The sequence below is a fragment of the Saccharopolyspora antibiotica genome (genome assembly GCF_047200635.1).
Taxonomy (GTDB): domain Bacteria; phylum Actinomycetota; class Actinomycetes; order Mycobacteriales; family Pseudonocardiaceae; genus Saccharopolyspora_C.
This window is the reverse complement of sequence record NZ_JBJZOI010000006.1, coordinates 179,066-192,480: the sequence shown is the minus strand read 5'-3', so window position 1 is coordinate 192,480 and position 13,415 is coordinate 179,066. Positions and strand designations below refer to the sequence as shown.

At 72.3% G+C, this 13,415-nt stretch carries 14 protein-coding genes; 5 read left to right on the top strand and 9 right to left on the bottom strand.

Going from position 1 to position 13,415, the window contains the following annotated elements:
• Window positions 1-18: 18 nt before the first annotated feature.
• Together ACL03H_RS06530 and ACL03H_RS06525 are read left to right on the top strand one after the other, a co-directional pair.
• Entirely contained in the window at window positions 19-876 is an 858-nt protein-coding gene (locus ACL03H_RS06530) for a p-hydroxycinnamoyl CoA hydratase/lyase (protein WP_412810181.1), read from the top strand.
• A gap of 69 nt (window positions 877-945) precedes the next feature.
• On the top strand, window positions 946-2,430 hold the full coding sequence (locus ACL03H_RS06525; RefSeq protein WP_412810180.1) for an acyl-CoA synthetase: 1,485 nt from the start codon (window positions 946-948) through the stop codon (window positions 2,428-2,430).
• 46 nt (window positions 2,431-2,476) lie between these two features.
• Here ACL03H_RS06525 and ACL03H_RS06520 read toward each other — a convergent pair whose 3' ends face one another.
• Both ACL03H_RS06520 and ACL03H_RS06515 read right to left on the bottom strand, forming a co-directional pair.
• Entirely contained in the window at window positions 2,477-3,937 is a 1,461-nt protein-coding gene (locus ACL03H_RS06520) for an aldehyde dehydrogenase family protein (RefSeq protein ID WP_412810179.1), read from the bottom strand.
• A gap of 110 nt (window positions 3,938-4,047) precedes the next feature.
• Window positions 4,048-4,542, bottom strand: coding sequence for a MarR family winged helix-turn-helix transcriptional regulator (locus tag ACL03H_RS06515; protein ID WP_412810178.1), 495 nt, complete (start codon window positions 4,540-4,542; stop codon window positions 4,048-4,050).
• Window positions 4,543-4,786: 244 nt separating this feature from the next.
• On the opposite strand from ACL03H_RS06515, the gene ACL03H_RS06510 reads away from it, so the two are divergent.
• Together ACL03H_RS06510 and ACL03H_RS06505 are read left to right on the top strand one after the other, a co-directional pair.
• Window positions 4,787-5,188: a cold-shock protein gene (locus ACL03H_RS06510; protein ID WP_412810177.1), complete on the top strand. Its 402-nt coding sequence runs from the start codon at window positions 4,787-4,789 to the stop codon at window positions 5,186-5,188.
• Window positions 5,189-5,213: 25 nt separating this feature from the next.
• On the top strand, window positions 5,214-5,990 hold the full coding sequence (locus ACL03H_RS06505) for an alpha/beta fold hydrolase (RefSeq protein WP_412810176.1): 777 nt from the start codon (window positions 5,214-5,216) through the stop codon (window positions 5,988-5,990).
• Between the two features lie 20 nt (window positions 5,991-6,010).
• Here ACL03H_RS06505 and ACL03H_RS06500 read toward each other — a convergent pair whose 3' ends face one another.
• From ACL03H_RS06500 to ACL03H_RS06490, 3 genes are all read right to left on the bottom strand, one after another.
• Window positions 6,011-6,415 carry a hypothetical protein gene (locus ACL03H_RS06500; protein ID WP_412810175.1) on the bottom strand — a complete coding sequence of 135 codons (405 nt, stop codon included), beginning with the start codon at window positions 6,413-6,415 and terminating at the stop codon, window positions 6,011-6,013.
• A 194-nt stretch (window positions 6,416-6,609) separates the two neighbouring features.
• Window positions 6,610-6,783 (bottom strand): DUF397 domain-containing protein, encoded by a 174-nt coding sequence (locus ACL03H_RS06495; protein ID WP_412810174.1) that lies wholly within the window; start codon window positions 6,781-6,783, stop codon window positions 6,610-6,612.
• Window positions 6,780-7,619 carry a helix-turn-helix domain-containing protein gene (locus tag ACL03H_RS06490; protein WP_412810173.1) on the bottom strand — a complete coding sequence of 280 codons (840 nt, stop codon included), beginning with the start codon at window positions 7,617-7,619 and terminating at the stop codon, window positions 6,780-6,782. The genes ACL03H_RS06495 and ACL03H_RS06490 overlap by 4 nt, the downstream gene beginning before the upstream one ends.
• Window positions 7,620-7,813: 194 nt before the next feature.
• Here ACL03H_RS06490 and ACL03H_RS06485 point away from each other — a divergent pair, with 194 nt between their 5' ends.
• On the top strand, window positions 7,814-8,020 hold the full coding sequence (locus ACL03H_RS06485) for a hypothetical protein (RefSeq protein WP_412810172.1): 207 nt from the start codon (window positions 7,814-7,816) through the stop codon (window positions 8,018-8,020).
• A gap of 285 nt (window positions 8,021-8,305) precedes the next feature.
• Here ACL03H_RS06485 and ACL03H_RS06480 read toward each other — a convergent pair whose 3' ends face one another.
• The 4 genes from ACL03H_RS06480 to ACL03H_RS06465 all read right to left on the bottom strand — a co-directional run bounded on the left by ACL03H_RS06480 (window position 8,306) and on the right by ACL03H_RS06465 (window position 13,415).
• Window positions 8,306-8,650 carry a TraR/DksA family transcriptional regulator gene (locus ACL03H_RS06480; protein ID WP_412810171.1) on the bottom strand — a complete coding sequence of 115 codons (345 nt, stop codon included), beginning with the start codon at window positions 8,648-8,650 and terminating at the stop codon, window positions 8,306-8,308.
• A gap of 91 nt (window positions 8,651-8,741) precedes the next feature.
• On the bottom strand, window positions 8,742-9,155 hold the full coding sequence (locus ACL03H_RS06475) for a DUF6896 domain-containing protein (protein WP_412810170.1): 414 nt from the start codon (window positions 9,153-9,155) through the stop codon (window positions 8,742-8,744).
• Window positions 9,156-9,210: 55 nt separating this feature from the next.
• Window positions 9,211-9,657, bottom strand: a complete 447-nt coding sequence (locus tag ACL03H_RS06470; protein WP_412810169.1) for a hypothetical protein — start codon at window positions 9,655-9,657, stop codon at window positions 9,211-9,213.
• 8 nt (window positions 9,658-9,665) lie between these two features.
• Entirely contained in the window at window positions 9,666-13,415 is a 3,750-nt protein-coding gene (locus tag ACL03H_RS06465) for an RHS repeat-associated core domain-containing protein (protein ID WP_412810168.1), read from the bottom strand.

Sequence of the window (13,415 nt, the reverse complement as noted above, 5' to 3'; positions counted from 1 at the left end):
CAAACGACGAGGTGGCTGATGAGTGCTGCGGTGACCGGCGGCGCCCCCGAACCGTGGGGCGACACCGTGCTGGTCGAGTTCGACGAGGGCATCGCCTGGGTGACGTTGAACCGGCCCGAGAAGCGCAACGCGATGAACCCGGCGCTCAACGAGGAGATGGTCCGCGTCCTCGACCACCTGGAGGGCGACGAGCGCTGCCGGGTGCTGGTGCTCAGCGGTGCGGGCGAGGCGTTCTCCGCGGGGATGGACCTCAAGGAGTACTTCCGCGAGGTCGACGCCACCGGCAGCACCGCGGTGCAGGCCAGGGTTCGCCGTGCCAGCGCGGAATGGCAGTGGAAGCGGCTCGCGCACTGGCTCAAGCCCACGATCGCGATGGTCAACGGCTGGTGCTTCGGCGGCGCCTTCACCCCGCTCGTGGCCTGCGACCTGGCCGTCGCCGACGAGCGCGCGCGGTTCGGGCTCTCCGAGGTGAACTGGGGGATCCCGCCGGGCGGCGTGGTGAGCCGGGCCCTCGCGGCCACCGTCAGCCAGCGCGACGCGCTCTACCACATCCTCACCGGTGAGCCCTTCGACGGCGCGGAGGCCTCCCGGATGCGGCTGGTCAACGAGGCGGTGCCCGCCGAGCGGCTGCGGGAGCGGACCCGCGAGCTCGCGCTCAAGCTCGCGTCGATGAACCAGGTGGTGCTGCACGCGGCGAAGGTCGGCTACAAGGTCGCCGCCGACATGCCCTGGGACCAGTCCGAGGAGTACCTCTACGCGAAGCTGGACCAGTCCCAGTTCACCGACCAGGCCGGGGCCAGGGCGAAGGGCCTGACCCAGTTCCTCGACGACAAGACCTACCGCCCGGGGCTGAGCGCGTTCGACCCGGAGCGGTGACCGCGCCGGGCCTCCCGTTCCGGCCCGGCGCGAGATCGTGTCCCGCAGTCTTCGGCGAGAGGTGGACCGGTGCGGAACCAGGGGCTGGGATCGTGGCCCGCGCGGCGGGCGAGGATGACCCCGGACCGGATCGCGCTGCGCCACGGTGACCGCTCCATCACCTACGCGGAGCTGGCCCGGCGCACGGCCCGGCTCGCGCGCGGGCTCGCCGCGGCCGGGGTGCGGTCGGGTGACCGGGTGGCCTACCTCGGGCCGAACCACCCCGCGTACCTGGAGCTGCTGTTCGCCTGCGGTGCGCTCGGCGCGGTGTTCGTACCGCTGAACTTCCGGCTCAGCGCCCCGGAGCTGGAGTTCGTGCTCGCCGACTGCGACGCGGCCGCGCTCGTGCGCACCCCCGAGCACGCGGGCACCGCGCTGCGCACCGGGGCGCTGCTCGTCGAGATCGGCGCGGACGGGGAGGTCCCGCTCGGCGCGGACGACGAGCCCGAGCCGCTCGACCTCCCGGTCTCCCCCGAGGACCCGTGCCTGGTCATGTACACCTCGGGTTCCACCGGCCGCGCCAAGGGCGTGGTGCTCACGCACGGGAACCTGACCTGGAACTGCGTGAACGTGCTCGTGGAGACCGACCTCTCCGGCGACGACCGGGCGCTGATCGCCGCTCCCCTGTTCCACGCCGCCGCCCTCGGCATGGTCTGCCTGCCGACGCTGCTCAAGGGCGGCTCGGTCGTGCTGCACTCCGCGTTCGACCCCGGCGCCGTGCTCACCGCCTTCGAGCGGGAGGGCGTGACGCTCATGTTCGGGGTGCCCGCCATGTACGACGCGATCGCCGCGCACGAGCGGTGGGCCGAGGCGGACCTGTCCGGGGTGCGGACGCTGCTGTGCGGCGGCTCGCCGGTGCCGACCTCGACGATCCGGCGCTACCTGTCGCGGGGCCTGAGCTTCGTGCAGGGATACGGCATGACCGAGACCGCGCCGGGTGCGCTGCTGCTGGACCCCGAGCACCTCACCTCGAAGCTGGGTTCGGCGGGGGTGCCGTCGTTCTTCACCGACGTGCGGGTCGTCGACGACGCCGGCCGGGAGGTCGCGCCCGGGGAGCGCGGCGAGGTCGTGGTCAGCGGGCCGAACGTGACGCCCGGCTACTGGCACCGCCCGGAGGAGTCCGCGCGGTCGCTGCGGGACGGCTGGTTCCACTCCGGCGATGTGGCCACTGTGGACGGTGATGGGTACGTGCGCGTCGTGGACCGGATCAAGGACATGTTCATCTCCGGCGGGGAGAACGTCTACCCCGCCGAGGTGGAGAACGAGATCCACGACTTCCCCGGGGTCGCGGCCTGCGCGGTGATCGCGGTGGCGGACCCGAGGTGGGGCGAGGTCGGCCGGGCGGTCGTGGTGCCCGAGCCCGGCGCGGAGGTGGACCCGGCGGCCCTGCTGGAGCACCTGCGCGGGCGCCTCGCCGGGTACAAGGTCCCGCACTCGGTGCGCTTCGCCGGGTCCCTGCCCACCACCGGCTCCGGCAAGATCCGCAAGGCCGAGGTCCGCGAGATCTTCGGCTGAGCGGGGACCGGGCCGGCGACCAGGTCCGGCGCGGCGGACACCAGGCTCAGAAGGGGTAGCGGGGAGCGGTGGCGCGGAGGGTCCACCACTGGGTCTCGCTGAACGCCTCCGCGTTGGCGCGCGGGCCCCCGACCCGCGCGTTCCCGGAGGCCCCGACCCCGCCGAACGGCGCGTTCGCGTCGTCGTTGAAGGTCTGGTCGTTGATGTGGACCTGCCCGCTGGGAATCCGGTCCGCGAGCGCCGTCGCGGCCGCCAGGTCACCGCTGAGCACCCCGAGGCTGAGCCCGAACTCGCTGTCGGCGGCGAGCGCCACCGCCTCCTCCGCGTCGGAGAACGGGCGCACGCACGCGACCGGGCCGAAGACCTCCTCGGCGTAGGCCGGGGTCCGGGAGGTGCAGTCGGCGAGCACGGTCGGCCGGTGGAACAGGCCCTCGTGCGCTCCCCCGGCGACCAGCCGCGCTCCGGACGCGGTGCTGCGCTCGACGAGGTCCCGGACGTGGTCGAGCTGCCGGTCGTCGATGATCGGCCCGAGCTGCACGTCCTCCCGGTACCCGTCGCCGACCCGCAGCGCCTCGGCCTTGCGCCCCAGCAACTCCACGTACTCCTCGTAGATCGACTCGTGCACCAGGTGCCTGCCGATCGCCATGCAGACCTGGCCGGAGTGGATGAAGTTCCCGAACGCCCCGCAGGACGCGGCGGCCGCCACGTCCACGTCCCCGAGCACGACCAGCGCGCTGTTGCCGCCGAGCTCCAGGTGCGCCCGGGTGAAGGTCCGCGCCGCCCGCTCCCCGATCACCCGGCCGGCCGCGGTCGAGCCGGTGAACGACACCACCCGCACCTGCGGCGCGTCGATCAGCGCCGAGCCGACCTCGACGCCGCCGGGCAGCAGTTGCAGCGCTCCCGGGGGGAGCCCGGCCTCCTCGAAGATCCGCGCGATCACCACTCCGCCGCACACCGCCGTGCGCGGATCGGGTTTGAGCAGCACGCCGTTCCCGAGCGCCAGCGCTGGAGCGACGGAGCGGACGGCCAGGATCAGGGGGAAGTTGAACGGGGAGATCACCGAGACCACTCCGGCCGGGACCCGGCGGCGCACGCTCACCCGGGGCGCCGGGGAGTGCAGCAGCTCGCCGTGCGGGGCGGTGGCCAGGGCCGCGGCCTCGGCGCACTCGGCGGCGGCGGCCGCGGTCTCGATGCCCGCCTTGAACCGGGTGGAGCCGGACTCGCGCACGATCCAGTCGTCGATCTCGGCCGCGTGCTCGGCGAACAGGGCGGCCGCCCGGGAGAGCACCGCCGCCCGCTCGAACGCCGGGGTCGCCGCCCAGTCCCGCTGGGCCCGCGCGGCGCGTTCGGCGGCGTCCAGGGCGTCCCACTCGCTCGCGAGCCCGAATAAGGCGAGCACGTCGCCGGTCGCGGGTTCGACGGCCCGCCCCGGCGGCCCGCCGCCGCCCGGAACCCATTCGCCGGTGAAGATCCGGCCGCTCCACTCCGCACCTCGCAGCACGCCCATCGCCCGCTCCCGCCTCGCCACACCAATGACTCAGGAAGCCTGATGATGATGCAGCGAAACGCCCCGGACAAGCCCCACCCGGCACGACGCCGGCCGCGGAACGCGGGGAATCAGGAGCGGCGGGCCTCCGACACGGCGGCCAGCGCGGCGGCCCCGTGCTCCAGCCCCTCGCGGAAGGTGACGCGCTGCCCCGGGCTGAGATCGGCCAGCAGCTCGTCCTCCAGCTCCTGCACCGCGGGGGCGCACTCCGCGAGCAGCCGACGGCCGTCCGCGGTCAGCGAGGCGAGCAGCACCCGCCGGTTGCCCTCGTCCGGACCGCGCTCGATGAGGCCGCGCTTCTCCAGCGTCAGCACCATCTCGTGCATGGTCTGCGGCCGCAGGAAAGAACGTCGCGCCAGCTGCGCGGAGGACAGCGCGCCCTTGTTCTGCAGCACGGTCAGCGCGGTGTACTGGAGGGTGGTCAGGCCCAGCGGGCGGAGCACGTCGTCCAGCAGCGCGCGGATCACCAGCTCCAGCCGCTTGACCAGGTAGAGGGTCAACGGAGGGCGTGCGTTCCCGGCGTCGGCATCGTCCGCCGACCCGGGTCGCTCTGCTCGGCTGCTCACCTCGCACATGGTGTCATCCCCGGCCCGCCCGCCGCGCACCACCTGCACAGGACGGGAATCAGCTTCACTGATCGTTCGAGGCGGCTGGGCCGAGCCACACCCGGTCCACTGTGGATGGTCATCGGGCGTCCCCGCCGCAAGGACCATCGGCGGCGGCCGAACGGCGGAGCCCGCTCCGGCCCTCCGCGCACGGCTCACTACGATGCGTGCGAAACGTTTCTTTCGACGCTCGGGGGTCCACTCGATGGTGAACGGCAAAGTCGTGCGGTTCGACGACGATCGCGGCTACGGCTTCCTCGCACCGGACGACGGCGGCGAGGACGTGTTCGTGCACGCGAACGACATCAGCGAGTCGAAGCAGCTGTTCCGCCCGGGCGCCCGCGTCGAGTTCGAGATCGAGGAGGGCGATCGCGGACTCAAGGCCTCGCACGTCCGGCTGCTCGAAGCGGACCGCGCACCCGAGACCCGCCCGCGCCGCGACGCCGAGGACGACGGGCTCTGCGACGTGCTCTCCGTCCCCGAGTTCCGCACCGAGCTGACCGAGGCGCTGCTCGACGCCGTCCCCACGCTCACCGCCGCGCAGATCGTGCAGGTCCGTCGCAGGCTCACCGAGCTGGCCAAGCAGCACAACTGGATCGAGTCCTGACGCCACGACCGCCGGGAGCGCCACCGTGCACCTGACCACCGACGACGGGGCCCGCCTGGACTACCGGGTGGCGGGCCCGGCCGGGGCGCCCGGTCTGCTGCTGCTCGCCGGTCAGGCGAACTCGCAGCGGTGGTGGGACACCGCGCGCCAGGACTTCGAGGGCCGGTTCCGGACGGTCACCTTCGACTACCGCGGCACGGGAGCCACGACCGCACCGGAAGGTGACTGGTCGACGCGGTCGTTCGCCTCGGACGCGGCGGCGGTGCTGCGCGCGGCGGGCTTCGACCGGGCCCACGTCTACGGCACCTCGATGGGCGGCCGGGTGGCGCAGTGGCTGGCGATCGAGCACCCGGAGCTCGTCGACCGGCTGGTCCTCGGCTGCACCACGCCCGGCGGCGCGCACGCGGTGGAGCGCGACCAGCGGGTGCGCCGCTCGCTGCTGAACCCGGATTCGGGGCAGCGGCGGCGGGCCCTGTTCGAGCTGATGTACTCGGCCGCCTGGTCCGGCGTCCCGGAGCGGAGCCCGGTGCTCGGCGATCCGACGATGACCCCGGCGGCGACCCGGCTGCACCTGCGGGCCAGCGCCCGGCACGACGCCTGGGAGCGGCTCCCGGACATCACCGCTCCCACCCTGGTGCTGCACGGATCGGACGACCTGCTCGCACCGGTCGTCAACGCCGAACTGCTGGCCGGGCGCATCCCGGACGCCACCGCGACGATCTTCCCCGGCGCCCGGCACGCCTACTTCGACGAGCTCCGCCCGGAGGCCTCCGAGCTGGTGGTGCGCTTCCTGACGACCTGAGCGCCGGCCGGGCCCGCGGGCTACCGGACGCTGCGGAAGTTCTCGGCCGGGACCTCCAGCAGCTCGCCGGAGGCGAACCGCACCGCCACCCGGTCCGGCAACCAGCGCACCTCGCGGATCCGCGGCTCGCCGGAGGAGCCGAACTCCACCGACACCGGGTAGTAGGAGGACTCCGCCCCCGGCCCGAGGTGCAGCTCGTGCTCCACCCCGGTCGGGCGCAGGATCCGCAGCAGCCGCAGGTCGCTGGAGTGCTGGGCTCCGCCGTGCTCGTAGGTCACCCCGGCGGCCGCCGAGGTCTCCTCGTGCAGCACGTCCTCGCGCAGGGCGATCGAGGACGGCCCGAGGAGGACGACGGCGAACGCCACCAGCGGCACGAGCGCGAGCAGTGGCGCGAGCGCGGCCGGGAACGTGCGGTTGCGCGGCACTGCGGCCCACTCCCCTGGTCGACGGCGGCCCGGCTCCCGGGCCACCACCAGCGTGGCCGCTCGCGCGGGGGGTGATCCTCGGCCGATGGGCCGCCCCTCGGCACCGATCGGCCGATCCGCCCGGCGCCGTGCCGGGTTCTCCCGCTCGCCGGCCGGGAACTCGTGCGCCCCGGCCGAGGCGGGCAGGCGCGTGATCACTCGGCGTCGAACCGGCCCCGCTTCACCGCGGCGATGAACGCCGGGACGTCGACGCGCAGCACGGGCCCGGCGGGATCTTTCGAGTCGCGTAACCGGCGCAGATCCACCGCCACCTCGACGCAGGCCGAACCGTTCTGACTCTTGCTGGACTTCAGCCACCGCTCGCTCATGTTCGCTCCAGACTCCTGATCCGCCGGGTGATGAGTTCCCGGGACTCCGCCGCGCCGAGGGCCGCCGTGCGCAGGTCGTCGACCGCGCGCTGGTAGGCGCGGATGTCGTCGTGCTCGTGCAGGAACAAGGTGGACCGGCGGTTCTCCAGCTGCACGATCGGCGTGGACACCTCGGATTCGAGCAGCGTGAACGCGCCTTCCAGCGCCGGTTGCCAGCCGCTGCGGAACGGGACCACGCGGATCTCGACGTTCGGCCGGGTCGCCACGTCGCACAGGTGCCGGAGCTGCGCCGCCGTGATCGGCGCGTCGCCGATCACCTGGTGCAGCACCGCCTCGCCCAGGTAGGCGCGCAGGCTCACCGGGTCGGGCCGGGTGAGCACCTCGCGGCGCCCCAAGCGCAGCGCGACGCGCGCGGCCACCTCGCTGGCGGGCACCCCGCCCGCACCCATGATCGCCCGGACGTACCCGGTCTCCTGGAGCAGTCCGGGAACCAGCAGCGGGGCGACCTCGGTGATCCGCGTCGCCGACGCCTCGAAGTCGATCAGGGCCGCGAGCTGCTGATCCCGCTCCGGCAACGCGGTCGCGACCCACGGCGGGTTCTTCGTCTCGTAGGACAACGAGACGATCTCCTGGAAGCGGGTTCCGTTGACGTCGAGGGCACCGAGGATCTGCGCCACCCGCTCCGGGGTGAAGGGCCGCTCCCCGTTCTCCCACCGCGAGATCTCCCCGGCGTGGCGGCCGATCCGCTCCCCCAGCTCGCGCAGGGTCAGTCCGCGCTCCTGGCGGATCTTGCGCACGGCCAGGCCCAGCGCGCGTGCCTTCGGGGTCGCGGCCATCCGCTCCACTCCCTGCTCGTCAGCACGGCGCTCGAACGACGTTCACCCGCTGCGCAGCTGGCAACGTGGTTGAGCCGACCACCATGCTCCTACGAAGATCGCTCCTACCAAAACGCGCCGAAGTTACCAGCCGCATCGACAACGCGGCGGGATCGGCGCCTGGCGTTCACCGAATCGAGCTAGGAGTCCGACCCGTGAAGCAGCACGCCCCTCCCGAGTCGATGACCGAGCGCCGCGCGGGCGCTTCGGAGATCGCGACCTGGACGCCGCTGGAACGCACGATCCGCACCTGCTACTACTGCCGCCAGCCCTACTCGACGGCACCGGACGCGACGAAGTGCGAACGCATCCACGAGGCGCTGGCCGCCCTCGAACGGGATCCGGGCAGTGAAGATCGGTGACCCGTGCGGCGCGGTGGTCCCACTACCGCCGCACCACCCGGTGCTGGGATGCACCTGGATGAGTTCGCTGCTGGAGCCCACCTGGCACCTGGTGCCCGCGCGGTACGAGACGTTCCGGATTCCCTGCGCCTGCGGCCACTTCCTCACCGGCCCGGTGCACCGGCGGCTGCTCGACCATCCGCCCGGCGGGAGCAGGTGCGGCGCCTGCCTGGTCACGACGCCGCTGCGCCCCCGCCCGGCTCCGACTCCGTCGCACCTGACCGGAGCGGTTCACCGCGCGGGCGCTCAGCGCCGGGACGCGCAGTCGATGCACGTGGTGGTGGCGGGCAGCGCCGCCAACCGCTCCTCACCGATGGGTGCTCCGCACCGCTCGCACCGGCCGTAGGTTCCGGCCTCGATCCGCTCGGCGGCGCGGTCAAGCTCCACCAGCTCGCGCTGGGAGTCCGCGAGCAAGCCTTGCACCTGGGCGCGCTCGAACGCGATCGTCGCGCCCTCCGGGTCGTGCTCGTCATCGGCGCCCGACCAGGTCGAGACCTCCCGGATCTCCCCCAGCTGCCGCCGCAACGACTCCACCCGGGCCGCGACCTGCCCCCTGGCCCGCACCAGCACCTCACGCGCGTCCGACGCCACGCCTCGCACAACGCCCGAGCCACCGCCACCATTCCGCCACGACCACGGCGAGCCGCGCGGAGCGGCGCCCGCAGCAAAGCGAAGACCGGAGCTACGAGATATCGGCCGTGTACCACCTGCCGCGCGACTGAAGCACACCCCTATCGATCAGCTCCGCACAAGATTCCTGAATCCGCTCACTCCCCGGCGAAATCCCGCCGCCGGAGGTCTCGAAGAACATGCTCAGACGCCAGACGTCGAACACGCGAGCACCATCATCGAAGAAGTCGACATCGACATCCGCTTCCGCCCCGTTCACCCCGACGAACAGGCAGCCGACGCCGTGGATCGAGTACTCCACCCCGCTGCCCAGCCGCCCCTTCCTCCGAATCTTCTTCTCCATCGCGAGCTCGACGACATCGCGGAGATTCGCCGCCCCGGGACACGGTGAAACAATCTCCCGCGTTCCCGCGTCGACGGCGTCCAGGTAAGCTCGTACTCCTTCCACCACGTCAACCGGCCGCAATCAAGACCTCCGCGGCGCCGCCACGCCTAAATCCTCTTCGCCTGGCGCCCCGCCACTATCGGGACGCTCTTATCGCGTCAAAAATTTGCTGAGCGCTGAACGCATCAAGCCCCAACCCTTCCCGGTGGACCAAAACTCTCCAGTCCTCACCAATCCCTTCAGCCGTCCGCACCGCATCGAAGGCGCGCGCGAACATGCTTCGCAACCGACGCTCCACCTCGCTATCGTCGGTTGAAGTGTCCGAGGACGGAAACGGCGAGGTGGCGACAACACGACCAGGAAGCCCATCGCCTCGCGAGTTGGTCAACACTTGCGACTCCCCGACCACCGGCGAGCCACCATACCGATCGTGCGCCAAATAAAATTTCATCAAAATCGCATCACAATCGGCGGCGACCTCGCCAACCGCGCCGCTCCTCACCAGCACACCATCAATTTCACTGAACAAATCGCCCAGTTCCGAAGCGACACCTTCAGACTCAGCCGCTAGCACGATCCGCATTGATAATCCTATCCAATAGCCGCATGAGGAAGAACTCGGGGCCGCGTGAGATTCCCGAGAAGCTCGCTCGGGAGCGCCACCCCAGGCAGCCCGCCCGCTACATCAGATATGTAAGGCAGCACACTTTCCGCGGGGATGCTATCGCGCTGAATCGTGGTACGCACGATCGTGTAGGCGCCTTCGTTCGGCCAGTTTCGATACGCTTCCCTGGCATACGCTGAAGCATCCGCAGCACTCTGCGAGAAGTACTTCGTCTCAATCCCCCTAGGATTCGAGAAACTTCTATCGTTCTGCAGGATATCTTGCAGTTCATCTTCCTTGACCGCCCGATACAACTCGACGTGGTCATCCTTGCACGACCAAAGACCGAGCGGATCATAATTCGTGCTCGGGTTCGCCACGTACCGGTGTGGGTTACTTCCCGCCGCCAGGCCCAGCGGGTCGCCGCTGGTGTACCGGCCCGTGGACGGGTCGTAGTGGCGGTGGAAGTTGTAGTTCAGGCCTGATTCCGGATCCGCGTACTGGCCCGGGAAGCGCAGCGGCGTGTACGCGCCGGTGCGGCTCTGGTCGAGGGTGCGGCCCCAGAGCGTCGTGCGGTGGTACCAGGCGACACCGCCCTGGTCGTTGATCAGCTCCGCCGGGGCGCCGACCAGATCCGTCACGATCGCGTAGAACTGCTGGTCCACCCACTGCTGCGGGGCGTGCCGCAGCGGCGCCCGCTCGCGCTGCGCCAGCGGGCGGAAGGAGCCGGGCTCGTAGTCCCACACCGTGACGCGCAGGTCGCCGGGCACGCCGCCGGAGCGGGCCTGCTCGGCCAGGACAACGCCGTCCCAGGTGAAGTCCACCTGCTCCAGCACCCGGTCGCCGGGGCCGAGGCGCTGCTTCGCGACCCGCCTGCCCAACGGGTCGTACCGGTAGCGCCAGCGCGAACCGTCGGGTGTGAGCACTCCGGCGAGCCGGTCCTCGGAGTCCCAGGAATAGCGCCAGGTGTCGGGCTTGTGCGAGAGACGCCGCCGCTGGCGCAGCACCAGGCGGCCCTGGGCGTCGTGCTCGTAGCGCGTGGAACCGGCCCGGCGCACCAGGGTTCCGGAGTACTCGCGCTGCCCCACCTCGCTCGCGTCGGAGGACCCGGCGGACACCGGCCAGGCCGCGCCCGTGACGTTGCCGGCGGCGTCGTAGGCGTAGCGCTCGGTCCAGCCCTCCGCCCGGACCGCGGTGACGCGGCCCGCCCGGTCGAGCTCGAAGGTGCGCGGGCCGCTGAGGCTGTCCCGCACCCCGGCGAGCAGGCCGTCGGCGCGGTACCGGTACGAGCGCTCCTGGATGCCGCGCCCCCCGGCGCCGGTGAGGCGCTGGGACAGCAACTGGTGGTTGGCGTCCCAGGCCTGGGTGAGAACCGCGTTCGGGCCGAGCCGGCGGGAGACCTCGTGCCCGGCGGCGTCGTAGCCGAACAGCAGCGCGCGCTCCCCGACGTGCAGGGCGGTGGGCTGGTGGTTCGCGTCGTACTCCCAGCGGCTCTCCGCGCCGGACGGCGTGCGGCGGCGGATCCGGCGGCCGAGGGCGTCGTAGGCGGAGGTGACGGTGCGGCCGTTGACGGACTCGGCGAGCACCCGGCCCGCCGCGTCCCGGTGGAGGTGGATCCGGGTGTCGGCGTCCGCCGCCGCGACGAGGCGGCCGGCGTCGTCGTAGCCGAACGTCGTGGTCCCCTCGGCGGTGCGGCGCTCGACGACGTCGCCGCGCACGTCACGGACGAAGGTCGTGGTCTCCCCTGCCCCGTTGGTGCGGGACACCAGCTGCCCGGCGGCGTCGTGGACGTAGCGCACCGCGCGGCCGTTGAAGTCGGTCTCGCGCACGAGGTTGCCGACCTCGTCGTAGTCGTAGCTCCACACCAGGCCCTGCTCGTTGGTGACGCTGGTGAGCCGGAGCTCGGTGTCGTAGCCGAACTCCAAGCGGGTGCCGTCGGGACGCACCTCGGCCGAGGGCAGGTCGAAGTGGGTGACCTCGGTCCGGGTGGCCTGCCCGAGCGCATCCACGTGGGTGCGGAGATTGCCCTCGCCGTCGTAGCTCCAGCGCTCGGTGGCGCCATCGGGGAGCGCGCGCCACGCGGGTTTGCCGTCGACGGTCCAACCGAAGCGCGTCACCCCGCCCAGCGGGTCGACGACGGCGGCGACGCGGCCGAAGCCGTCGCGCTCGTAGCGGGTGGTGGCCCCCGCCGCGTCGGTCACCGCCAGCGGCAGGCCCGCGGCGTCGGTCTCGACGCGACGGGAGCCGCCCAGGGCGTCGGTGATCGTGCTGAGGTGGCCGAGCTCGTCGTAGGTCCAGCTGGTGACCGCGCCGAGCGGGTCGATGACGCGGGTCAGGTTGCCGCGTTCGTCGTACTCGCGGCGGGAGACCGAGCCGTCGGGGCCGATCACGGTGATCGGCGACCGGTGCGCGCCGTACTCGAAGCGGGTCTGCGAACCGTCCGGGCGGGTCGCGGCGAGCAGGTTCCCGACCTCGTCGTACTCGTAGCGCACGACGCGGCCGAGCGGGTCCGCGCGGGACAGCAGCCGGTCGAACTCGTCCCACTCCGAGCGGACGACGCCGCCCGCGGCATCGACCTCGCGAACCGTCTGCCCGCGCTCGTTGAGGTGGTGCTCGGTGCGCTGTCCCAGCGAGTTCGTCCAGGTGGTCAGCCCGTCCTCGTAAGCCAGGGTGCCGCTGAGGAAACCCCCGGAGCCCTCGGCGCGCACGGCCCGGCCCTCGTGGTCGTATCCGTAGCGGTACCAGGCACCGTTGCGGTCGGTCCAGCTGATGAGCCTGCCCGCGTCGTCGTACTCGAAGGTCAGCGGTAGCCCGGAGGCGTTGACGACCTCGGTGAGCCGCCGCCCGGTGTAGCCGTAGCGCAGCAGCGCGAGGTCCGCACCGCCGTCCGCCTCCCGCAGGTGCAGAGCGGTGATCAGCCCGTCCTCGGAGTCGACGCGGATGCGGTACCCGCAGGAGTGCCGGATCTCCACGGGAACTCCGGCGGCGTCCCGCTCCACGTCGATCCGGTGGCCGTTCCGATCGGTGATCGCCAGGAGCGGCAGCACCGCCCCGACGGATCCGAAGTGCAGGGTGCGTCCGAGGTCCGCGTCGGTGATCGCGTAGCCGTCCTCCCCGCGGGACAGCGCGCGGCGCGGCCCGGAGCGGGGCAGCACCGGCTCGTCACCGGTGGGCTGCGGGTAGAACAGCAGCGTGCCGTCGTCCGCGGCGAAGTGCACCTCGCCGCCGTCGAGCTCCAACCGCTGGTCCACGGTGGACGTCCAGTTCGGACCGAAGTGCCTGCCGACGCGGTAGGACGACAGGTGCGTGCGGTTCAGCACCAGCGGCAGGACCCCGGCGAGCTCGACGTCCCGCTGCGCCAGCACCACGTCCCCGCTGGCCACGTCGATCGGGTCGCCGCAGGTGTTCTTGTCCTGCGCGGGCACGCCTTCCGCGACGGCACCGCGGTTGTGCTGGCCGATCGAGCCGGGATCCGACCCGGGCCGGGTGCTCTCCGGGGCCGCCTCACCCAGGCCCGGCCCGGTCGGCGGCGGGCTCGTCGTCGGCGGAGCGGCCGTGCTCGTGGACGAGGCGGGCCCGGCACCACCGGGTCGGCCGGCCTGCGCCGTCTGCTGGATGCTGTCCTGCGCGCCGGAGACGCTGCGGCTCGCGTCGATGTTCCCGTGCCGCTGGGAGGGCCTGCCGCTCCCGGGCGCGTCCCCGCCGTTCCCGCTTCCCCCGTGAGGTTTCCTGGCCAC

Excerpts from the sequence above, each read along its gene's own strand:
- ACL03H_RS06490 (WP_412810173.1), bottom strand. The coding sequence starts at position 7,619 with ATGGCCGCGACCCCGAAGGCACGCGCGCTGGGCCTGGCCGTGCGCAAG.
- ACL03H_RS06510 (WP_412810177.1), top strand. The coding sequence starts at position 4,787 with ATGGTGAACGGCAAAGTCGTGCGGTTCGACGACGATCGCGGCTACGGC.
- ACL03H_RS06520 (WP_412810179.1), bottom strand. The coding sequence starts at position 3,937 with ATGGGCGTGCTGCGAGGTGCGGAGTGGAGCGGCCGGATCTTCACCGGC.
- ACL03H_RS06495 (WP_412810174.1), bottom strand. The coding sequence starts at position 6,783 with ATGAGCGAGCGGTGGCTGAAGTCCAGCAAGAGTCAGAACGGTTCGGCC.
- ACL03H_RS06470 (WP_412810169.1), bottom strand. The coding sequence starts at position 9,657 with ATGCGGATCGTGCTAGCGGCTGAGTCTGAAGGTGTCGCTTCGGAACTG.
- ACL03H_RS06530 (WP_412810181.1), top strand. The coding sequence starts at position 19 with ATGAGTGCTGCGGTGACCGGCGGCGCCCCCGAACCGTGGGGCGACACC.